Origin of the sequence: Streptomyces sp. NPDC001890 (assembly GCF_042891445.1) — a bacterium.
Taxonomy (GTDB): domain Bacteria; phylum Actinomycetota; class Actinomycetes; order Streptomycetales; family Streptomycetaceae; genus Streptomyces.
On the sequence record NZ_JBIATE010000001.1, the window covers coordinates 127,532 to 150,080 of the forward strand.

The window sequence follows — 22,549 nt, forward strand, 5'->3', positions numbered from 1 at the left end:
AGTCTCCCGAAAGTCCTGGCCCGGCGCCCAGGAGATGGCGTAGGAGGCACTCGTTTGGCGGCACCCACCGCCGGGCCCGGAAGCACTTTCGTCCCCCGACTCCCAGGGGGAGTTCGGGGGACGACGTGTGGTGTGCGTGGGGTGGTCCGGTCAGCCGTTCCGGCTCACCGGTCGGGAGCCGGTGGGATAACTGGTTCCGGTCTCCACGGTGTTGGGGATCTCCCGGCTGAGCTGACTGTCGCAGTTCACGACGTTCCAGTGCAGATGAGGCCCGGTCACGTTGCCGGTGGCACCGGAGGTGCCGATCTGTTGTCCCTGGGCCACCGAGTCCCCGACGTCGATGATCGTCGAACTCAGGTGGGCGTACTGGGTGCACCGGTTGTTGCCGTGGTTGACCAGGGCCATGATGCCCCCTGCGCCGTTCCAGCCCTCGAAGTGGATGGTGCCGCCCGCCGAGGCGACGATCGGCGTACCGGTGGGTGTGGCGAAGTCGACCGCGTGGCGGTTGTAGTCGTCGTTGTGCGAGTAGCCCTCACCCGGGGTCTGGGTCACGGTGTACGCGCTGCCGGCCCGGAACGGCAGCTTGAACGGGGCTCCGCCGGAGCAGGGGGGCACCACCGGAGCGTTCGACCCGGTCTCCAGGAAGCCGTCGCTGACCCAGCCGCCGCTGGGGAGCTTGTTCCAGATGTTGGTGGCACCGCCGATGCCGTCCACGGTGTCGCCCCGGCCGTAGCAGCGAATGGTCACTCTGCTGCCGTTGGCGAGACTGCCGAGCACCTGTGCGCCCAGGCTGGGTGCGGATCGTATCTGGAGCGGAAGTCCGCTGGGAACGCTCACCGTCACCACGGCATCGGCATGTGCCGACGCCGCGGGAACCATGACCGCGAGTCCCGCGAAGAGGAGGGCAAGTCCGGCCCGGATGCTTCGACGCATCGTCGCCTCCGTGTGTGTGGGGGGAGAGGGCGGAACGGGAGCTTGTCATGCTCGCGGCATGTTCGGCAATGCTGTGACAGCTGTCAGCTGTCAGCTAACGGCTATCGGCTAACGGCTGGCGGCTGGTGACTGACGGCTGACGGCCCTCGCCGGCCGATCCGCTCAGGCCGGCCCCTCCCCGGCGCTCGCGAGCTCCGACGGGCCGGCCTCGGCCACCCGCCGCTCTTCGCCGCGCCCCGCTCCCGACCCCGCCCCAGCCTCAGTCGCAAGGCCATGACGACCAGCGCGGCGATCGCGAACCCGGCCCCCGCCCAGGGGAGTTGCCGCGCCCCGTGCTCGGCCAGCACCCAGCCGCCGACCGCGGTCCCGACGGTGATGCCGAGGTTGGAGAACGAGATGAAGAGGCTGTTGCCGAACTCGGGCGCATCGCTCGCGTCGCGCCCGAGCCAGCTCTGGCTCACGATGAGCCCGCCCGAATGCACCGCACCCCAGATCAGGACCGCCGGAACCATCGCGGCGAACAGCGGCCCGGCGGCGTACAGGAGGACGTAGACCAGCAGGCACAGCACCGGGTACGCGACGACGGTGCGGACGAGACCGCGACGCAGCAGGCTGCCGAAGGCGAAGTTCCCGAGGATCATCACGATGCCGAACGCCATCAGCATGGCGCTGACCCACGTACCGTCCATGTGCGTGACCTGACCCAGGTACTCGGCGAAGTAGCCGTACACCGAGAACATCGCCGCGAAGACGAGGACGACCGACGCGATGGTCAGCCACATCCGGGGCCGCTTGAGGACGCTCAGCTGGGCGCCGTAGGAGACGCGTTGTCCTCGCCCGACCGGCATCGGCGGAACGAACCGCAGGATGCCCAGGAAGGCGATCAGGTTGACGAGCGCCCCGAACCAGAAGGCCGACGCCAGGGACAGGTGCTCGGCGAGGTACGAAGTCAACGGCACGCCGAACGCGAAGCCGACGGTGACACCGGCGAACACGGTCGTCGTGGCCCGGGTCGCGTCCTTCGCCGGTACCAGCCGGGCGGCGGTGGCGAGCGCGACCGCGAAGAACACGGGATGGAACAGGGCGGGGACGATGCGGAAGGCGAGCATCACCTCGTACTGAGTGGTGAGCGCGTAGACGGCGTTGGAGACGGCGAACACCGCGATCGCGGCGGCGAGCACCTTCTTGCGGTCGATGCCGGAGGCGAGCAGCGTGGTGAACGGCCCGGACACCGCGATGACCAGGGCGAACACCCCGACGAGCCACCCGGCGGTAGATGGTGTGACGCCGAGTTCGGCCGACACCTGGGGGAGCACACCGACTATGCCCATCTCGGTGGTGATGATCCCGAACACGCCGAGGGCGAGTACGAGGACGGTGAGGGAGGTCTTTCTCATCGGAAGGATCCGAACCTTTCATGAATCTAGAAAAGTAGATGCATTGCATCATGGGGACATATCGCATCGCAGGGATGGATTGCATCGCAGGGATGGGATGCCCGGCCGGGCCGCCCCTCGGCCGAGCGTCATATATCGATGAACGCCTGACGCGACACAGGGGCCGAGGCGGAGGCCCTGATCAGTGGGTGGTCGGTCGGTGCGCTGTCAATTCCCTTGGCTTTGTTGCCACTTAGGGAACACCGAGGTCAGGAAAGCCTCGCCGCGGGACACGCTTCCCGTGGAGTAGTTGCAGGAGAACGAGTCGGGCCAACTCGGGTTGAACTTGAGCAGCATGACCGTGGCATTGCTCTGCGCGGTGGCGGCGTCGACGCCCAGCTTCTCCCTCATCCAGGCGAAGACGGCGTTGCGACGCTGCTCCTCGCGGACGACCGCATCGCCGCCGCCCTTCACCCGGCCCGCGGCGTTCACGATGCCCGCGCGCTGCATGTCCTCCTTGAAGGAGACGCCCATCTGCTGCCAGTTCCCCTCCCACATGGCGCGGTTCGCCGCGGCCTGCTGCTTCAGCTGGTCGGCCTGCTGCTGTGTGAGGGGCGCGGCATTGGCGTTGGCCAGTTTCATCCCGGCGATGACGGTGGGGTCGAGCGACAGGTAGACGGACTCGCCGAACTGCGGGAACAGGGCGTCCCAGCTGGTTTTGTTCAGGACGTGGCCCTCGCTGGCGGTGGCGGTGATGTCCACGGCCCCGATGGGATTCCCCTGCGAGTACAGAACGTAGTCCGGCCGGGTGGAGCCGAACGTCACCTGCGTGGCGAAGTACGTCCCCGCGGGGAGCGTGGGCCGTCCGGCGCCTTCCAGGCGGGCCTGGGCGACGGATTCGATCGCGTAACCGAACTCCTTGGAGATGCCGCCACTCCGGCCGTTGGCATGGAAGTCCTGCCAGACCTCGACCCAACGCTTCGTGTAGCCGTCGTAGTCACTGAGCGGGCCCAGTTGCGGGGCGGTGGTCACGTAGTTGTAGGCCCACTCCACCGCCCTGTCGACGGCCTGGAAGAAGCCCTCGAACAGGGCCGTTTCGGCTGTGCCCGGGGTGCCCTTCTTGATCTTCACGATGCGACGCTGCAACTCGGTTTCACCGCCGACGTGCGCCCTGCCCGCCGGCTGTTCCGAAGCGTGCTCGACGGACGGCACCGGCCCCGCGAGTGCGCGGGTGGCGTTGGCCTCGGCCTCGCGTTCGAAGCGGTCACCGGGGTCGGAGATCCGGAGCCCGGCCCCGTTGTCGGTACCCGCGACCGGCCCCTGGCGCTGCTGAATCACGTGCGTCAGCTCATGGGCCAGGGTGTGCCGGTCGCCGCCGCCGTCCCCGAGCACGATGTGACTGCCGGAGGTGTACGCGTGGGCGCCCACCTCCGCGGCGGATGAGCGGGCGGCGCTGTCGGTGTGCACACGTACGTCGCCGAAGTCGGCGCCGAGCCGGCTCTCCATCTCCCGCCGCACCGGCCCGTCCAGGGGCCTGCCGGGCCTCCGCAGGACGTCGTGGACCGAGGAACGCTGAACGGACGCCTCGCCACCCTGCCCCTGTTCCTTCTCCTCCTGAAGCATGCGCAGGACGACCGCGTTGCCGACGGTTCGCTGCAGCGGCGACAGCGCAGGAACTCCCGCACCGTCGACATGCGCCGACTCCGCCGCCTCGGACTTCCGGCTCTCGCTCTTCTGGCTCTTCCGGCGCTCAAGGTCCGAGGCCGAGACACGGGCTCGCAAGCTTGCTCCTTCCGGCGGTACTCGTCGACAGCGTTACGGGCAGGGGCGGAAGCAGGAACGGAGGCAGAAGCAGAGACATGGCACGAACACGACACAACACCGCCCCGCCCAGAATGTCAGCCCGCCCGGTCACGGCGAGAGACCCGGGAGGGAAGACCCCGGGGCACTCTTCGTGCCCTCTCGCTGCACGCGCGGCGGGTCGGGCAACCTACAACTCGTCGCGCACGTACGCGGCGAACTCGGCGATCACCGGTTCGTTGCGCCGGTAGTACGTCCACTTGCCGATGCGCTCCGAGACGAGCAGCCCCGCGTCCTTCAGGGTCTGGAGGTACCCGGAGACCACCGACTGCGCCAGCCCGGCCCGTTTCTGGATGTCACCGACGCACACCCCGATGTGGAAGCCGAGCCCCTGCTGCCGGTAGGAGTCCTCGTCGAAGTACTTCTCCGGCTCCCTCAGCCACTCCATGAACTGCAGGCGCGCGGGATTGGCGAGCGCTTTGTGCACGGCCAACGGTTCCATCACTCCACCTCTCCACGGCCCTGTCCACGATATGCATCTAGCTTTCTAGATACATAGAGCCAAGTCAAATCACACAGCCGACTGGATGTCTCGACCCCTCCCTCCTCAATCGTTATGTGAGAACAGTGGGGCGAATGATGCGTTAGCCGACATAGGTGTATCGATGTGCCTTGACGGACTCATGAGGTCGCAGGAGGCTGAAGCGCCCCCCACGGAAGCCCATCTCTCACCGTTGGATAACTATGCGCACACTTGCTTCCGCAGGCACGCTCACAGCTGCCGTCGCAGCGGCGATACTGCTCGCCCCTGCCGCCCATGCCACTGCTCCCGGAGACAACGGCACCGTGAAGATTCACGATGCCAAGACCGGCGAAGAGCTCCGCAAGAACGAGCCGCACGTGTGCACCTTCTACCTCGACGCCTTCGGCTTCGACAGCAGCCAGAAGGTCGACTGGCGCATCGAGGCGTGGGCCCCGACCGCCCACGTCAAGGGCGAAACCGTGAAGTCCGGTTCGCTGACGCTCGACGCCGAGGGCCATGGCCGTACGCCGGACCAGTCCCTGCCCGACGGCCACTACAAGCTGTTCTGGAACTTCGACGGCGAACACGGCCGGGCCAAGCACAAGGTCTTCTGGACCGACTGCGGCGAGAAGCCCGGCGGCGAGGAGCCCGGTGGCGGCAAGCCGGGCGGCGGCAAGCCGACGCCCTCCGCCTCCGAGTCGACCCCCGCCAAGCCGTCCTCCTCGCCCTCTTCCCCGTCCGGCTCGGCACAGCCGACCGAGGCACCCACCTCGTCCACCCCCGCGGGCACCGGCTCCACCCCGCCGGCTTCGGCTGCCCCGACTGCCGCGTCGTCGTCGCCGTCCGCGCACGACGAAGGCAACCTCGCCGAGACCGGCACGGGAGCACCGGTCGGCCTGCTGTCCGCAGCCGCCGCCGCACTCGTAGCGGCAGGCGCCTTCCTGGCGATCCGCCGCCGTAAGGCCCAGCAGCAGCACTGATCCACACCGCTGCCCGCCCACCCCGCTGCCCCCGCACTCCGCGACGAGTGCGGGGGCAGCGGCACGTGCGAGGAGCTCCATGACATGGGCCGGAGCGAAGTCCCGTACCCGTGGCGGGAGATGAAGAAAGTGCTGTACGGTGACGAAGTCATCACACTCCGTGTGCTCACCCGCACACGGAGCGGCCCCCGGCGGTGCGCCAACACCATTCCCGAGGGCCTACACCACCAGTGGACTCCAGAAAGGCCACCGGAAATGCTGCGTCATGCTATCGCGCCGTCCGCGCGCTATACGAAGGCATCGAACGATGTCATCCGCCACCCGCGCCTGAACAGCGACGCGAAGCTCCTGCTCCTGTACGTGCAGAGCCTCCCCGACAACACCACCTTCAGGCCCTTGAGCGAACTGGCCCAGAAGATGGGCATCAAGGGCCGCGCGTACCAGAAGGCGAAGCAGCAGCTGGTCGAGAACGGCTACGTACACGAGTGGCGCAGCCAGAGCGACGGCGGCCGCTGGATCACCGAGCAACTGGTGGCGAACAACCCCCTGGCGCCCGACCAGGCGGTCCGCTTACGCAACGGCACCCCACCACTCCCGCTACCCGCCCCCCGGCCACCGAGTACGCACTCTCCGGCGGTCGGTGCACCGGCTCCCCGGACGGCCGGTGGCTATGAACCGGTAGAAGACCACAGTGATAAAACCACTCCCCACCCACCCTCCAAGCCCTCCGAACTCCCCAAGCCCTCCGAAGCCCCCGCGCTCTCCGCGCCCTCCACACTCTCCGACCCGAAGCGCCCGGCCTCCACGACCGAAGCAGCCCAACTAGCTCGCGCCGAACGGGTCCTGCTCTCCCTGCGCCACTCCCGCCGCGAACTGCACCTGGGCGTACGCGAGGCCGCGAAGCTGGCCGTCGAGGCGGTCAAGTGGCTGGAGCGCGGCCTGAGCGAATCCGACCTGCGCCACGCCCTGCTCGCCGAACGCCCGGCAGAAGGCGTGCGCTCGGCAGTCGGCTTCCTCCGCTACCGCCTCGCCCAAAAACTCCCCGAGCCCCGCACACCCATCCAGTCCTACGAACCCGCCCGCCCCCGCGAGCTCATCGAATGCCAGGCCCCGGGCGAGAAACACACCTTCCGCCCCCTGCTGGACGAGACGGAATGCACCCCGTGCCGCCTGGCCGCAGCGAACGCCATGTACTCCGAAGCCCCCTCACCGGAGCCCGACCATCTCCCATGGCGAGAACGCTTCGCACGCATCAACGCAACACCGACGGCCCTGCCGGGCGAAGCCTGATGCCTGGTGTGCCTCCCCGGACGGGCAGGGGCAGGAGCGCCCACGCGGATCACCAGCGCCTCAGCTGCGAGCCATAGCCATGACCGGGCTCGGCCTATGCTGAGCACATGTCCGACTACGGCGCACCATCGAGCGGCTCGGACGTTGAAGAGTCCGGTGCCGACGCGGAGCTACCCGCAGTCCTGCATGTCGCAGGGCTCGCACTGAGCCGAGTGGAGAGCCCTCCGTCGCTGGCCTGCTGGACCGGCTACTTGCTGGATCCGGCAGGCGCGGCCCCAGTCGCGACAAGCCTGCTGATCGAGCCGGCCGCCCCGCCGGACGAGGCCACCCTCCAACTCGCTCGCGACGTCGTGAGCCGCTTCGACGTCTTCGTCAACCAGGCCCTGGAGTACTGCCGCACCCGTTTCCGGGAACGACACTTCGAACTCACAACAGAGGAACTGAGCTGGCTGGACCTCCCAGAGCTGCCACTGGGAGCTCCCGAAGCAACGGTGTGGCCCGACCAGACCTGGGCAATCCGCTTCACCGAGAGCCGGCTCCGACTGGCAGACCCCCACGGAATCCTCGTGACCTTCAACGGAACACAGCCCGCCGATGTCCAAGGCATCGACGACGAGCAATGAACCGTTCGGCGGCAACGCAGCGGGCAGCATGCAGTCCCGCACGAAATGTTCACGCCCGGTGCCAACCGGCTCGACCAAAGGCACGCGCTGAACGGTGAGTACGGACTACCAACAGGCTCGGGCGGCTCACCGGTGCAGAACTGACTGAGTGCCCGGGGTGGGCGCAGTTCGAGGTCGGCGAGTTGGAGAATGGCCGGCAGACCGCATCCCTCGAAGACCTGCGGCTGTGCGTCGTCACCACCGACTATCCTGAGGTGTACGAGCAACTGCAGGCCCGCCTGAGCGGATTCAAGTCACGCGCACGCTCGCGACGTTGGCAACTCGTCTCCGGACAACGTTCTCCGGCGCTCCGAGGCGGAATTCACAGAGAAGCGACGAACCGCGTCCATGTGCTGTGACGTACGGATATGTGGGGCCTGTGGGGCTGCTTGGAATCCCTTACGCTGACCGTCGATTGCAGGTCGGCGGTCTCGACACACTCACCGCCCGTGCCGTTGCTGTAACTGCTCTTCCGCCACTTCGGGGTGATGGCAGGTTGGTTCACGGAGAGTGCTCCTTCAGTGTTCTGCGAATCAGCGAGCTCGAACGCTCGGGGCTGAGGGCCAGTGCCCTGAGATGGTCGAACGCCTTCACGTACAGGCTGACATCCACGGCGCCTTCGAGGTAGACCGAGTCGGTCAGGCCTTCCCGGTACACGACGTCCGGATCTTCCTGTTCCGGAAAGCCGAGGACTGTGAACGGGCCGGTGACGGGATAGGCCCCGGCGTCGTACGGCAGGACCTGCACGGTCACGTTCCTGAGCCTCGCGATCTCCAGGATCCGTCCGAGCTGCCCAGCCATGACGGATCGATCTCCCACGACATGTCTGAGGGCGCTCTCGTGGATCACTGCCCAGAGGTCCGGAGGGGGTTCGGTGGTCAGAAGCTGCTGCCGACGCATGCGTACGTCGACCAGGCGCTGGATCTCGTCGTCCGACAGGTCGGCCGAGGCGCGGCTCAGCTCGGTTGCGTACTCCGCGGTCTGGAGCAGGCCGGGGACGAACTCCCCCTGGTAGCTGCGGAGATCGGAGGCGGCCTGCTCCAGGCCCACATACACCGAGAACCACGACGGAACCGCGTCGCCGTGGGCGTGCCACCAGCCCTTGGTCTTCGATTCCTTGGCCAGGGACTTCAGTAGCTCGCGCAGCGCGTCGCCCGTTCCGTAGAAGCGACAGAGAGCATCCACGTCCGAGGGTTGAACGCGCCCTTGGCCCGTCTCCAACCTGTTGACCTTGGAGCCGCTCCAGTCGAGTTCCATGCCGACCTGGTTGCAGGTCAGGCCACTCTCCTCGCGCAGCTTCTTCAGCTCGATCGCCAGACGTCGACGACGAGCAGTGGGTGAACCGGCCACTTCGATACCCCTTCCAGTAGCGGGAGTTACATCCCACCGGAAGTGGCAGCGATCGCCAATCACCCTAAGGAGGGAATCCCGCAGTGCACATTGCATATCGGGATGTGAGGTCGGCATTCTCTGACTCTGCGCAACTGTGGGTCACGGCGCCTCACGGAAGGTGAGGTGTGCGATGGCTCCGGAGTGGTGAGAGGTGTGTGCTCATGGCGAACGGAAACGACGGCTGCATGACGCGGAAGTCCTGGGAGCTGCCCTTTCTGGCGGAGCCCGAGGAGGTTGCCGCCCTGAGGCGCGCCGTGCGGTTGCACCTGCGGCTGTGGGGTCTGTCGGATGTGGCCGACGCCGCCGAGATCTGTGTGAGCGAGCTGGCGGCGAATGTGATCAGGCATGTCGGTGCGGGGACGCCGAGCACGCTCGTGGTCGGGATGAACGGCACGCGTCTGCGGGTGGCGCTCCGCGATCCCGGAACCCGCGCCCTTCCCGCTCTTCTGTCCGCCGGTCCGGACGACGAGTCGGGGCGTGGCCTGGCGATGCTGGATGCCGTGTCGGAACGGTGGGGCGTGATTCCCGGCGCGGAGTCCAAGCTCGTCTGGTGCGACCTGGCCACGCCCCTGATCTCGCCCGCCGGCCACATCGATGATCCGAGGGTCGCCAAGAGCGAGGCGTGCCTGACGCTCTACGCGGGCGGCCGCGAGGGCGAGCATCCTGGGGCGGGGCGAGTGGGCGTCGCAGTCCACGAGGAGGCGGCGATCGGTCTGATCGCCGACCTCCTCCACTGGCTGCGCGCGCACGGCCACGATCCCGACGAGGCACTGGACCGCGCTCAGACGCACTTCGAGGCCGAACTCGGAGCGGCCGGATGACCGCGAGGTCAGAGTTGCAGTGCCTCGTGGAAGAAACCGATCGACGGATTCTCCGGGGTCCCTATCAGCAACGCGCGGTCGAGCAGTCCGTTGTTGTGTTCGCAACTGGTCTCGGGCAACAGCACGCATGCGTGACAGGCGGCGAGGTTGATGCCGCCGACCCCGCTCGCATGGGATTCGACGCAGAGCGGGTCGGCCGAACACCACTGGGACCTGCGCAGCGCCGAGTGCAACGCGGGCTCCAGGCGGTCGGGCTCTCCCTGGGCGACCAGGCCGCCGAGACTGCCGGCGGAGTCGCTGGTCGCCGTACAGATGAGCATGCCCGCCATGGTGTCGTCCGTGTACAGCCGCTCCCTCAGGGACGCGGCCGGATATCCGCCGTCCAGGCTCCATTCGTTGATCAGCGCGTGGGACAGGGTGTGCAGAAGCACCATGCGGGGACTCGCGGGCGAGTCGGGGATCAGCTGTGCGTCCTGCGCGCGCTCCCGCAACATGCGCAGGTGGTTGTTCCTGATCCGTTCGACCCGCGCGGCGACCGCCGCACTCCGCGCCCAGGAGTCGAGCCGCTCTTCGTCGAGTCGCAGGAAGACGCCCTCGCCCTGGACCTCCATGGCGGGCAGCCAGTCCACAGGGGTCAGCGACAGAGGCGCTTCGTGCACGTCGACATGCGTGTCGGGGGTGTCCACCCGGGAGAACGACTTGAGGGCCCGAACCTCGCGCAGTCGCTTGACCAGCATCGGGCCCGTCACACCGTACGGGGCGAGGAGGGACGTGGAGGAGCGCGGAGGCTCACAGATGAACTGTTCCTCGTGGTCCGAACCGCTCTCGGGCTTCCCCTCGCTCAGCCGCTCGTACTCCTGCTTCCGAAGCGCCACATAGGCGTGGTCCGCGCCCTGCTCCTGCTCGGGTGCCACGTCCTCGTGATTCTCGGCTTCGAGGAGGGCGAGGACCTTGTCGACCGAGAACTCGTACGTCTCCTTCATGGTCAATGCCTTGAGATAGATCTTGATCGCGGCGGGGTCCGACCCCAGTTCGCGGAGGTCCTGCCAGTACGGTTCGAGACGGGCGGCCAGGCCGTCGCTCCACGGCGGAATCGACAACGCGGTCTTCACGATGGGCTGCCAGGCCACGGACGAACCACGCTGGAGCCCGCGAGGAGTCTCCGAACAGTGCTCCGTCGGGGCGTCCTTCAGCCACGGCCGTCGGCCGCTGCAGAACACCTTCAGCCCGGACAGCGCCTGGCGGCGCAACGCCCCCTCCATCGAGACCTCGGGAATTCCGCAGGTGCAGGAGATCAGGACGGAGCGGAGGGACGCGGTCTTCCCGCTGGTGCGCAACCGCATCTCGCCGCCGCAGAACCCCGAGTCGCCCTCCTGCCGATTGCTGCGATGGGCCCACTTCCAGTACGGGAAGTCGTCGATGTGGCCCTGGGCGCATGCCATGACGAAGCGCGAAGGGACCAGTTCCTCGTCACAGTTCCCGCACTCGTTCTTTCCCGGAGGGGAGTTGAATCCGCGGACATGCTGCAGCGCGTTGCAGTTGGGGCAGGAGTGCCACAGCGGAAACCTTCGGACCCGGACGCCGTCCTTGCTGGTGTCGTCGGACGCGGGCGGGAGCCGGAAGGATTTCACCCCGAGCACACGGGCGAGCCGATGCTCGTGGATGGTCGGTGCCTCGCTGACGTTCCACGAGTCGATTCCGCTCACCATGAACGACTCGTTGTCCACCGCGACCAACGAGCCGACACCGTACGTCGTGATCATCTGGGCGCGGCGCACGGAGCCCCGCCGGGGGTAGCTGCGCTCGGGTGCTCCGCCGCGACGGCGTCGGGCAGGGGGAGGGGTCATCGGGTTGCCTCCATGAAAAGGGCGGACTCGGCGTCGACGTCCCGCAGGCTCCACAGGGTGGGCCAGGCTTCCTCGTTCTTCTCGTCGTCGAACGAGCGGAGCAGGGACGGCGTCCTCCTGCCGCGTTTCGGTTCGTAGGTGAGTCCGCCATGGGCCGCCGCCTCGTCCGCCCACCAGTCGACGAACTCGTCGAAGGCATCGGCCGTGGCCCGGTACTCGTCCTTGTCGACCTCGTCCACCCTGGCCAGCAGTGCTGTCCTGACGATGTGCTCCAGGTCGTCCCGGAACTCGTCGATCCGTCCGGCGCCGTCATTCGGGCGTGCCGCCGGGATCAGGATCCGGGCCAGCGCGACCACCACAGCGTGCAACCCGCGCTCACGGGAGCGGGAGGAGAACGGCGTCACACTCGTCGATTCCACCTCGCGGTACAGGGCGGAGTGGAAGTGCTGGAAGCTCTCGTAGTGCGAACGGTCCCGGGAACGGGCGGAGTTGAGCATGACCGCCACCAGGCCGGGGTGGCGCCGACCCACTCGGCTGGTCGCCTGGATGTACTCCGCCGTGGTCTGGGGCTGACCCATGACGGTCATCAGCCCGAGCCGGTCGACGTCCACACCCACGGAGATCATGTTGGTCGCCAGCAGGACGTCCACGACATCGGGGTGCGGCAGCCGCTGCTCGATCTGCTTGAGGCGCGTGGGCACCTCGCTGGAGTTGGCCCGGCTCGTCAGCTCGGTCTGTTCCAGGATCTTCCGCTGTTCGCCGCCGTCCCGCTCCGCGAGGTACGCCAGATAGGCGTCGACGTCGTCGTGGACCTGCAACTCCGCCGCGGCGAGCAGTCGGAGGCTGTTGAAGTACCCGACAAGGGTCCAGTAGGCGTCGCGCACCTCTTCGGTGGTGTCGGCGCGCGCCGCCTGATGGAGAAGTGTCGCGTAGGTACGGATGAGCAACGACGACTGACTGGTGCTGGGCGTGAGCAGACCGACGTACTGCCGACTCGCCTTCCGCTCCCGAGGTGTCTCCACGGCGAACCAGGAGTCCCGGGCATCCAGGCCGGCCGGCGGGAACTGCGAGACGTCGCGGTCGAAGAGTGCCTTCCCCTGCCGCGAGGCCCGGCGGATCGTCGCGGTCGACGCGATCACCTTGGGGCTGTCCGCGAGCAGGTCCACGGCGGTCTCGTACAGCCCGGTGAGGGTGCCGAGGGGGCCAGAGATGAGGTGCAACTCGTCCTGGACGATCAGCTCGGGCGGCGGTGTTCCGTCGTTGCGGTCACGGTTGAAGAGGGCAGCCGTCTGCTCGCGCCACGGCATCGCGGCGAACTTGTCGACGGTGGCGATCACCAGTGTCGGACGGGCGTCGTAGACGGCCTCGTCGACCAGGTGGACGGGCAGGCCCGCGTGGAAGTCGCACCAGGTGTCGGGGCAGCGGACGTGCATCCGCCGGGCCTCCTCGTCGACCTCGTACTGGAAGGCGTCGAGACGGGTGCCGCACCAGGGGCAGGCGTGGAGCTGGACCGGGTTCTTCTCCTGGAGCTGCTTGCCCTTGCGGAGCTCGTTCAGGCTCTCCTCGGCCACCGACAGCTTGTTGGGCGTGGCGGACTGGCCGACCCACATGCCGATGGAGATGGGCTCGCTCCCCAGGGTCCGCTCGTCGCCCAGGCGAACGCGTTCCATCGCGCAGATCAGTGCGGCGGCCCGCTCGAACTGCTGAAGGGTCAGCAGACGCAGGGTGTAGCGCATGAGCACCGTGACGCCCGCGCCGCGTTCACCGAGCCGAATGCGGCGCAGGAACGTGGTGAAGGCGATCAACCCCAGGTACGCCTCGGTCTTGCCGCCACCGGTGGGGAACCAGAGCAGGTCGGCGATCTCCCGGTCCTCGTGGTCGGGGTCGACGATCCCTTCCAGGCACAGCAGCATGAAGGAGACCTGGAAGGGGCGCCAGCGGCCCAGGGTCTCGTCGGGGGTGCCGTCCCGTCCGTTCCGCACCCACTCGCTGCGGGAGCGCTGCTGGGCCATCGCGCGGTTGGCGAGTCTGAACGCCCTCATCGCGTCCGGCTGGGTGCCGAGGACCCTGATGCCGTGGCGCATCCGACCGAGAGCCGTGCGGCACTGCTCGATCTGCTCACGCGCCGGCGGCTCGTGAGCCGTGCCGGCGAAGGCGTCAGCCTCCGCCTCCTTGCGGTCGATCCACTCGGCGTAGCCGGACATCAGGCCGTTCAGCGCGGCGAGCACCTCGGTCTCCGGCAGCGTCGCCAGACCGTGCATCGTGAGCGCGGAGTCGTCGATGTCCGGGTTGGAGTCGGTCAGCAGCACTTCGCGGGCCGGGACGAATTCGGTCCATACGCAGGACGTCTCGGCCCGTTCCGTGTTGGGCGCCCCCACGGGGGGCGGCGTCCAGTCCCAGTCGGCCGCGCACCCGTGCCCCATGGCGAAAGTGGGCGCGTGCCGGTGGAGGAGCCTGCTCGCCGCCACTTCCGGGTCGTTCGCCCGTCGGTCCGCGGGACGTTCCACGAACGCGGCCGCACCCGAAGGAGTGGTCACGGTGAGACGCGGCTGGTAGAGACAGAAGGCGTCCTGGAGTTCCCGCTCGCCGACCTTCTTGGAATTGATGAGTGTGACGGTGACCGTGACGGTCCCGGTCGACGCGGACGCGGGGCGCACGAGGACCTCGATGTTCACGTCCCCGCCCCCGTCCGTGTCGAGTGGATCGGGCCGGTGCGTGCGCGGATCTGTGACATCGATCGTGACCGGGCGGAGATCCAGCACGCGACGCCGCCAGTGCTCGTTCTGCTCGGAAGTGCTGCGCGCCTCGGCCCGCTTGGCGGTGATCGTACGGCCCTGCGGATCGACCGGGTCGTAGACCGCGGCCTCCGTGCGCACGACGATGCTCGACGAGACGGCGGGATCGACGGCGAAGGTCAGTCCCATGGACGAGGGGCGCCGGTCACCGGCGAGCGGGGCACCGGTGTCGGGGACGGCCTCCTCCACGTCCCTGCCACCTCGGACGAGGGGGCTGACGTCGGAGCCGTCGTTCTCGGAGGCGTCGTCGCGGAGCGCGTGCGAGGCGTCTTCGTCCGCGGGGCGCGGGAACAGCACCCCGATCGGGTAGGTCGTGATCGGTGGATCCTGCGTCAGGATCTCGTCGGGGGCCCCAGGACCCAGCAGATCCTTCCGGAGCTGTGCGACGAGCCCCTCGCGCACCGCGTAGTGAGCGGCATGCACGTTGTCGTCCTTCATCGGTCGTGGTCCTCCTGGGAGTTCTTCCTGACTCGCCTGTGGCGCCCGAGTCCCGACAGGCGCGGCACCGTCCAGATTCCGTGATCACCGAGTCCGGCGCGCGCGCCCGACGCCGTGCTGCCGGCCACGCTCTCCAGGCAGTCCACCCTGAAACCGGTGATCGAAACGGGCCAGTTGATGTCCCATGTCTTGTTGATCTTCAAGGACGCGTACAGGTCCTTGCGGAACTGCTCCGACACCACCGCGATCGGCCGATCCTCGTGGAGGACCGTGTACGGGGGGCTCTGGTCGGCGGCGACGGGCAGCTCGTGCTGGGCCCGGAGAACCAGCTCGTCGCCGGGGGAGACCGACGAGGCCAGATAGTCCTGGACCGCTCCGGCATCGTCCGAGAACCCGTCCGTGCCCGGCGGGTGCTCGCGGCACACATCGCGCCCCGTGGCGGCGATGCCGTCGCGGATGTAGGACTTCCAGCCCCCCAGGTACCAGCGGTCGGTCGAACGGTCCTTGCGGATGAGCGCCGTGTCCGGTGCGGAGATCCGGAACAGGTCGTCCCGGGAGCGGGTCATCGCGACATAGAGTGCCCTGGCCTCGGCCGCCGGATCCACGTGGCTGTGCTGCTTGCGCAGCTCGGCCATCGACGCGGGCTCGACCACGATCACGCGGTCGAATTCGAGTCCCTTGGCCCGGTGCACCGTCGAGACCACCAGATCGGCGGGTTCGACGGCGGCGAGATCGTCCGGGAAACGTCCCTCGGCCACCAGTCGGCGCACGGCCGAGACATCGAGGAACCCACGTGGCCCGCGTGCGGCACCGCGCAGAGATCGCCAGATCCGTGCGCGATCGCCGACCGGCGGTGTCGGGCATTCGGAGAGAAGCGCCTGGAAACGCTCCTCGGTCAGGGTGGTGGAACCCGTCCCGCGCAGCACGGAGGCGACCCACGCGGGAACGGGGCGGTCCTGGAGGGCCCGCTGCATCCGGTGTTCCGCCCCCAGGGAGAACAGCGCGTCCGAAAGCACCAACGCCTGCCGATTGTCCCTGCACAGGATCGCGCACGTACCGGGATACTCCCGCAGCGAGCTGATCGTGAAGGGGTCCTCCGGAGCGCCGAAATCCGGGCACGAGCGCAGGAGGTCGACCAACTTGCGGTGGAATTCCTCTCCGGCCGCGTCCGACTCCGCGGACTCGGACGGCAGCCGCTGCAGCGTCCCGCCGAGAGGCAGGGCTGTACGCGCTTCGTCGGTCCGGGCCCGGAAGTTGGTGGAGAGATGCAACTCGACCAGGTCGTCCACGAAGGACGCGCGCAACCAGTCGAAGAAGTAGTTCGTCTCCGCGGCACGGGCGTCCTCGTCCGACACCTGGAACCCGAAGATCGCCTGCGCCCCGTCGCCCACCACCGTGAAGCCACAGCTGTCCTGGAACCGATCGATCAGCGTCTCCACCATGTCCCTGCGGTCGCCCACCAGGTCCTGGACCTCGTCGATCACCACATGCGCGGGAGCGCCCTGCTCACCGGCCTCGACCGCCCCACGAAGGATGGCTTCCGTGGTCTCCCTGATCCGCTCGTCGAACCGGAGTCCGCTCCAGTCCCGGTCCGGCTGCTCGCTCCGCAGCACGGAGTACGCCCAGGAGTCGAAGGTCTGGACCCTGACCCGACGGGCCCGCCGCGCGTGCAGCGCGATCCGCTCGCGCAACTCACGGACCGCGGCCCGGGAGAAACTGAGGACCAGTATCTCGCCGGCTTCGAGGGCCGCCTGCTCGTCGCCCATGAGGGCATCGAGGCGACGGACGAGCGTGTGCGTCTTGCCCGCACCCGCGCCCGCGGTGACCAGCAGCCGGGTGTCCCAGGGCTGGTCGACCACCGCCTGCTGCTCTGCCGTGAGGGGCGGGCTGTCGAGGTAGGCGTCGCTCACTTCGCCCTCCACAGGTGCTCGAACTGCGTGAAGGCGAGCGCCTTGTCGTAGTTGGTGATGTTGTCCCGGACATTGAGGATCAGGCAGGTCTCCTTGCCTCCGTTGCCGGGGCCGCGCAGTCCGCGACCGATCATCTGCTGGTAGACGTTCGGACTGTAGGTGGGACGCGTGATGACGACCGCCCGGGTGGCCGGGGCGTCGAACCCCTGGGTCAGGACGCCGTAGTTCGTGAGCACCCGGACCCGGCCCCGGCGGAAGTCGTCGATGCTCTTCCTGCGCTCCGCGGTGGACGTGGCCGAATCCACCGAAGCGGCCGTGATGTTCAGGTCCTTGAGCTTGGCGGCCAGGAACTTGGCGTGGGCGACGGACGTGGCGAAGACCAGCACGGGCCAGTCGGCCGGCATGTTGCCGATCTCCTCCAGGATGCGGTTGTTCCGGTCCTGGTCGTCGGCCAGCCGCTGCTCGGCGGCCTTCGACAGCAGGCTCATCTGATCGGCCCGCTCCTTCTCCGCGCTGGTCAACTCGATGGTTCCGCCCAGCAGTTCCCTGTGGGTCACCCGAGCCAGCATGCCGAGATCCTGGAGTTCGGCGTACGCGTCCCCCGACGGGAAGACCCCGTCGTCGAGCCGCTGGGCACCGAAGCGCTGGACCAGGCGCCTGGTCTCCTCGTCGTTGGTGTTGCGGAAGGGGGTGGCGGTGAGTCCGAGGAGGTGGCGCTGGGTCTCGCGGGCGGTCAGACCCAGGTGGGCCAGGAGCTCCGTGTACTGGGGAGAGATGGCGACGTGCGCCTCGTCCACGATGACGAGGCAGGCCGACCTGAGCCAGGCGTACCCTTCCGTCCCCAGACAGACGCGCAGTTTCGCGTCGGTCGCGACCACGAGGTGGGGGCGGTCGCGCACCGGCCCGGCCTCGTTGGTCGTCCAGAGTCTGCTGATCGTCAGGGGAGACTCGGCGCCCACCTTCGACCAGACGAAGCTCCAGCTCTGGACCGCCTGCTCGCACAGTTCCTCGGTCTGGGCGATCCAGAGGATGGGACCGGCCAACTCGCCGACCTGCTTGATCCAGCGAATGACGGCTTCCGCGGCGACCCGGGTCTTGCCCGCGCCGGTGGGCAACGAGAGCATCCCGCGCTGCGGTGTGAATCGGTCGAGCATCGCGAAGACCTTCGTCGCGAGGCGTTCCTGGTAGTCGTGCAGGCGGGGGAACTCCGTCGGGCCGGCGACCTCGACCCTCGGCGGGAGCGAGGGAGCCCTGGCACCCGCGAAGGAGTCGGGGAAGCCGAACTCGGAGACGAACTTCACCGCGGGCGAGGAGCCGGTGAAACTCGACGGCGCCTGGCCGGGGAACGCCGCCAGGAGATCCTTGGCATGCGTCTGCAGGACGCCGTCGCCGTGCGCGTTGTACGCCATGCGGGCGATGCGGCGGGCGGACGGTTCGACGCCGCCGAGCTCGGCACGTTCGCTCTCCAACAGCCCTGGGGGCAGTCCCTCACGAAGCGCGGTCGCACCGATGAGGAGCTCAAGCTTCTCCTCGACGCTCTGCGCATCCCGGACCCGGCGCAGGGAGGCCTGCAACTGCTGGTCCGCCTCCTCGCGTTCCTGGGCATCGAGGACGGCCTTGCACCCGGACTCCCCCAGCCCCCAACGCAGCTCCTTGTCGACGGCCATCAGCGCGGCGAGCCGGCTCTCGGGTTCGAGGACGAGGACGGTGGTGCCCTGGAGCGCGCTGGTGAGCGGAGTGGCCCGGGTTCCCTGCGGTGTGCGGGTCAGCTCCTCCAGTTCCGAGCAGCGCAGCAGTCTGTAGTTGTTGATCGAATTGCCCTTGCGCCGGCGCAGCGTCGGGAACTCGTCGTGCAGGGACGTGGGTTCACCGATCCCCACGTGCCGGTTCTCCTTGCTGATGACATCGGTGTAGCGGAGCATCCCCCACGTCTTGACCAGCAGCGCGGCATCCTCCGCGTTGCCCGCGAACAGTGCCGGAAGCTGTTCGGCGCGAAGCGCCCGGTACTCCGCGTCGGTGGCGGCCACCGCGATCTCGTGGTCCTCACGGCCGGACCATTCGGACCCCACCCTGCAACGGGTGAGCTCACCCTCCGGGAAGTCCACCTCCAGGCGGGTCAGCATCACGTAGGTGCGTCCGACGAAGGTGTCGTCGTCGCTGCTCCCGAGCTGTTCGAGAAGCCGGTCCCACTGGTTCCTGGGGACGTCGTCCACCAGGACCGGCAGATGCAGCTTGCGCGCCTTCTCCGCACTGATGTCGGCCACGGGAAGGACATCGGCGTAGGCGTGGAGCTGTGGACCCACCGCGCTGGAGAGCGGGACGACGCCCTGCGAGGTGGGAACCCTGCCATGGCGCACGAGCATCCAGCGCAGGGGCGAGTAGATCGCCTTGCGCGTGGAGACCTGGGCGCCGAACTGCATGGTCCAGGCGTCGATGACGCTCGCGTCCGGCAACGCCTTGACGAAGGCGGCCCTTCCCTCGTCGGACAGCAGCTCCAGGAGGTGGAGCGGCCCGCCGACGGGGGAGCCGTCCAGCTTGAGCCGCTGGATGGAGGGGCGGCCCGCGCTGCTGCTCAGCGTCTTGCAGTAGCTGTCGAAAATGGCCGTGCGGTATTCGTCGAACCATTGCTCCGTCGAGGGGCGGTGCCCGGAGGTCGGTACCGGGCGCAGGCCGAAGTCGTGGAAGACCATCTTGTCGTCGGAGTGGAACTCCAGGTCCACGGCGACCGAACCGTCGCGGGAGCCGTCGCCGGGAACGACCGGTCCCGGCAACAGGCAGTCCTCCATGCGGTGGAAGCGACCGTCCACGGTGCGCACGAACAGCGTCGTCAGGGGATCGGGGACACGGGCACGGATCTCTCCGCTGACGTGGCTGCCACCCGCGCTGTGGAACAGTTCCCAGAAGCGGGTCCAGTCCTGCGGGCCGTAGCCGCCGAAACCCTGCTCCAGCACGCCGATGAAGCGGCCTCGGGAGTCCGCCTCCTGGATGCCGATCTCGGTGAGATCGCCGATCAGGGACTGGTCCTCGGACAGTCTCCGGTCGACGTAGGTCGTCCCGTCCCGCAGGCCGTCCTGAACCGTGCGACGGAAGACCTTGCCGACGACCGCGGGCACGAACCCGCTCTCCTCGGTCAGCACGATGCGTGCCGAGCGGGCCTCGGCGGCGAAGGGGGATGCTTCCCGGACCATCGCGGCGAGGATCCGGATCGCGACGGCGGATGCCTCGGCCGTGCCGGACGACACGAGTGCCTCCAGCCATTCCCGTACCGTCGCACGCCCCTGCTTGGTCTCTTCGAGGATGTGCCCGACCTTGCCCGCGCGGAACTCGGCGGCCTCCACCGAGGGATGAAGCCAGTTGGAGGGCCGCCCCGGACAGGCGTTCCACATGCGGAGCCATTCGAGTTTGAGCGGCAGCTTGTTGCGCAGGGGAGCGGGGTGGATCCTCAGATCCCGGGGGATCCGCAGGACGCCGTCCTGATCCGGGAGCGACGGAAGCTGTGCCGCCAACTTCCAGATCTGTTCGGTCAGATACCTGTCGGCCCAGTTCAGGGTCTCCGATTCCCTGGTCCGGCCGGGAAGCAGGGGAAGGTACGCGCCGGGGTCCTGGGTCGGGGCCAGCTGCGGCAACGACTCGACCACCAGCCGTGCCGCAACCTGGATGATCTCCTGGTTGAAAGGACTGGAGTCCAGGAGGTTCTGTCGATCCTCGTTCGTCTTCCACGCGCCGTTGAGGGCACCGCTCAACGTCATGGGGTACTTCGTCGGGAAGAACGACCAGAACTCGCCGCGGCCCTTGGGGGCGATGAGCACGGTGTCGCCCGTGTAGTCCGGAACGGCCCAGGAGATGTCGATCGTCCCGCGGTCGTGCATCTCGCCGGCGCTCGCGCGGGCCTTCTCGGTGGGGCTGTGGGCGTGTGTGAAGACCTTCCAGGTCGAGCGCGATTCCGGCTTGCCCGTTCGCGTCTCGTTGATGGTGTGGCGGGAGCCCTCGTGGTCGACCGTGATCTCACGGCGGACCGGCGGCATGGCGCGGGTGTCCTCCAGGATCACCGTCCCGACGTGGTGGGAGAAGAGCTGGAACCGTGCGGGGAACTCCTGGCCGGCCTCGCCCCTGTCCGCGGAGGTGTGCATGTCGTGACCGAGCCGCTCCGCAGCCCCCGGCAGCAGGGGCAGCCGGACGACGGTGGTCGCCCAGTCGAGCAACGCGTCGAGGACGGAATCCTCCATGCGCTCCTTCGCGGCGTCCAGCGGACGGGCCATGCGCAGCACGGGTGCCTCGAACACCTCGTCCGGCGCGGTCCCGCGCGCCTTCCGGATCTCCTCGTACGACCACGCCCGGTCGAATCCGAACGAGCCGGACGTGCTGAAGAACTGAGGGGTGTCCGTCACGGCCAGGATCGATTTCACGCCGACCCCGAAGCGCCCGATCTGCCCCCCACGTTTTTTCGACACACTCATCCGGAGAATGGTCTCCGCGCCCTCGGGCGTGACGGCCGTTCCCTCGTTGGCACAGTAGAGATGGGTTCTCGTGAGGACGACATGAACCCTCCCGCCGGGGGATTCGGCGATCTCGTCGGCGGCATTCTGCACCAACTCGAACAACTGGCGGTCCCCGTACCCGCCTTGGGTGATCCGCCGCTCACCGTTGGCATGCTCCAGGATCAGCCCCGGGTCCACGCGGTATGTCTCCAGCACGCGCGTCGACTGTTCGACGATCTTGCGGATGACGGGCGAGGTGCCCGAACTGCCCGTCGCATCGGGGTGGTTCAAAGTGATCCCATTCCATTGCCGTGAACTGAGCGCGGAGAGCCGGGGCCGGCCGCTGCGGGGTGCGGCCGGCCGACAAGTGAACGATAGACGTGGAACCTGACGACGTGTCGGGTCAGTCCAGTTCGAGGATGACGACGAGAACGACCCGAGGACGCGTACGCGGGTACCGGCGACGTCCCTGGCCCCTGTTCGGCGGGCGGGTCACGACGGCCCGGGTGCGACGACGCGTGCGGGGGCTGCGGCGGCGCGCTTCACCGGCCCGCGCGGAGGCGGTGGGCTCGTCCTGTGGCGGGGTGGACTTCGCGGCCCCGCGCTCGGCGTCCCGCCTGCGTCGGAGGGCATCGATGCGGGGGAGAGTCGTGCCGATGGCATCCAGGAACTCGGACCGCAGCCAGGGGTCCTCGATGGAGTCGTATTGGTCGACGATGTCGAAATCGTCCCCGGACTCGGGGGATTCGGGCATGGCAGTACCCCTGCTTCTCGCAAGCATTTGCGCGTTGTCGGCTCGGGCGGTTTCGGAAGATGGCGCACGTGCAGAATGGCTGAATACACACGGGTGGAGGGTGTGAATTCCGCGAAATGAATGAAGTTTCCGGGGGTGGTGGTGGCGAATTCTGGATGTGGGTAGATCGAATCCCATTCCCGCCGTTTCCGCAAGGGCTCGGTGGAATATTTTTCGATGCTGCGTGCCGGGTAAAATTCTGGTTCCGACGTCCGGGCATGTCGAATAGGCCACTCGAAATCGATGCCGATTCCGAGTGGCCAGGCTTTACCCGCCTTGACCGTACACGACCATTCGTGAGCGCCGCAAGAACGTTTCGCCGGAGGTCTACGGGCCTCGCGAGGTGGGCAATTCGGGCTATCGGGGGGAATCTGGGAAAGTGGCGCATTCTCGGATGTGATTCGAATTCCGGGTGCTATGCGGCATCTTTTTGATGACGTGGCAGGAACCGTTCCGAGGCTCCAGGCGTGATGTCAATCAGAATTGTCGTCCGGTCGGGCTCGTCAAATGG

General features: G+C 68.0%; 15 protein-coding genes. 4 read left to right on the plus strand and 11 right to left on the minus strand.

Translation table 11 applies throughout. The features are described 5' to 3' along the window. Positions 1 to 150: 150 nt before the first annotated feature. From ACFYY1_RS00600 to ACFYY1_RS00615, 4 genes are all read right to left on the minus strand, one after another. Positions 151 to 933, minus strand: a complete 783-nt coding sequence (locus ACFYY1_RS00600) for a peptidoglycan DD-metalloendopeptidase family protein (RefSeq protein WP_388578907.1) — start codon at positions 931 to 933, stop codon at positions 151 to 153. A 101-nt stretch (positions 934 to 1,034) separates the two neighbouring features. Beyond that, the gene (locus ACFYY1_RS00605) at positions 1,035 to 2,330 is read right to left on the minus strand and encodes an MFS transporter (protein WP_388578909.1); all 1,296 of its coding nucleotides are present in this window, start codon (positions 2,328 to 2,330) and stop codon (positions 1,035 to 1,037) included. 207 nt (positions 2,331 to 2,537) lie between these two features. Beyond that, positions 2,538 to 4,091: a DUF4157 domain-containing protein gene (locus ACFYY1_RS00610; RefSeq protein WP_388578912.1), complete on the minus strand. Its 1,554-nt coding sequence runs from the start codon at positions 4,089 to 4,091 to the stop codon at positions 2,538 to 2,540. A gap of 208 nt (positions 4,092 to 4,299) precedes the next feature. After that, a complete protein-coding gene (locus ACFYY1_RS00615; RefSeq protein ID WP_388578913.1) occupies positions 4,300 to 4,611 on the minus strand; it encodes an ArsR/SmtB family transcription factor in 312 nt (103 codons plus the stop codon). A gap of 242 nt (positions 4,612 to 4,853) precedes the next feature. On the opposite strand from ACFYY1_RS00615, the gene ACFYY1_RS00620 reads away from it, so the two are divergent. The 3 genes from ACFYY1_RS00620 (at position 4,854) to ACFYY1_RS00630 (ending at position 7,525) form a co-directional block, all read left to right on the plus strand. Continuing rightward, on the plus strand, positions 4,854 to 5,612 hold the full coding sequence (locus tag ACFYY1_RS00620) for an LPXTG cell wall anchor domain-containing protein (RefSeq protein ID WP_388578916.1): 759 nt from the start codon (positions 4,854 to 4,856) through the stop codon (positions 5,610 to 5,612). A 255-nt stretch (positions 5,613 to 5,867) separates the two neighbouring features. Continuing rightward, on the plus strand, positions 5,868 to 6,902 hold the full coding sequence (locus ACFYY1_RS00625; RefSeq protein WP_388578919.1) for a helix-turn-helix domain-containing protein: 1,035 nt from the start codon (positions 5,868 to 5,870) through the stop codon (positions 6,900 to 6,902). A 107-nt stretch (positions 6,903 to 7,009) separates the two neighbouring features. After that, positions 7,010 to 7,525: a hypothetical protein gene (locus tag ACFYY1_RS00630; protein ID WP_388578922.1), complete on the plus strand. Its 516-nt coding sequence runs from the start codon at positions 7,010 to 7,012 to the stop codon at positions 7,523 to 7,525. Between the two features lie 361 nt (positions 7,526 to 7,886). Here ACFYY1_RS00630 and ACFYY1_RS00635 read toward each other — a convergent pair whose 3' ends face one another. Together ACFYY1_RS00635 and ACFYY1_RS00640 are read right to left on the minus strand one after the other, a co-directional pair. After that, a complete protein-coding gene (locus tag ACFYY1_RS00635) occupies positions 7,887 to 8,069 on the minus strand; it encodes a DUF397 domain-containing protein (protein WP_388578924.1) in 183 nt (60 codons plus the stop codon). Then, positions 8,066 to 8,914: a helix-turn-helix domain-containing protein gene (locus tag ACFYY1_RS00640; protein WP_388578927.1), complete on the minus strand. Its 849-nt coding sequence runs from the start codon at positions 8,912 to 8,914 to the stop codon at positions 8,066 to 8,068. The genes ACFYY1_RS00635 and ACFYY1_RS00640 overlap by 4 nt, the downstream gene beginning before the upstream one ends. A gap of 203 nt (positions 8,915 to 9,117) precedes the next feature. On the opposite strand from ACFYY1_RS00640, the gene ACFYY1_RS00645 reads away from it, so the two are divergent. Then, positions 9,118 to 9,777: an ATP-binding protein gene (locus ACFYY1_RS00645; RefSeq protein ID WP_388578929.1), complete on the plus strand. Its 660-nt coding sequence runs from the start codon at positions 9,118 to 9,120 to the stop codon at positions 9,775 to 9,777. Between the two features lie 8 nt (positions 9,778 to 9,785). Here ACFYY1_RS00645 and drmB read toward each other — a convergent pair whose 3' ends face one another. The 5 genes from drmB to ACFYY1_RS00670 form a co-directional block, all read right to left on the minus strand. Next, positions 9,786 to 11,624 carry a DrmB family protein gene (drmB, locus tag ACFYY1_RS00650; protein WP_388578932.1) on the minus strand — a complete coding sequence of 613 codons (1,839 nt, stop codon included), beginning with the start codon at positions 11,622 to 11,624 and terminating at the stop codon, positions 9,786 to 9,788. Further along, on the minus strand, positions 11,621 to 14,857 hold the full coding sequence (locus ACFYY1_RS00655) for a helicase-related protein (protein ID WP_388578934.1): 3,237 nt from the start codon (positions 14,855 to 14,857) through the stop codon (positions 11,621 to 11,623). The genes drmB and ACFYY1_RS00655 overlap by 4 nt, the downstream gene beginning before the upstream one ends. After that, entirely contained in the window at positions 14,854 to 16,767 is a 1,914-nt protein-coding gene (locus tag ACFYY1_RS00660) for a UvrD-helicase domain-containing protein (protein ID WP_388578937.1), read from the minus strand. The genes ACFYY1_RS00655 and ACFYY1_RS00660 overlap by 4 nt, the downstream gene beginning before the upstream one ends. Then, positions 16,764 to 21,536: a DEAD/DEAH box helicase gene (locus ACFYY1_RS00665; protein ID WP_388578939.1), complete on the minus strand. Its 4,773-nt coding sequence runs from the start codon at positions 21,534 to 21,536 to the stop codon at positions 16,764 to 16,766. Before ACFYY1_RS00665 ends, ACFYY1_RS00660 begins: the two co-directional genes overlap by 4 nt. Before the next feature lie 112 nt (positions 21,537 to 21,648). Then, positions 21,649 to 21,999, minus strand: a complete 351-nt coding sequence (locus tag ACFYY1_RS00670; RefSeq protein WP_388578942.1) for a hypothetical protein — start codon at positions 21,997 to 21,999, stop codon at positions 21,649 to 21,651. Positions 22,000 to 22,549: the final 550 nt, after the last annotated feature.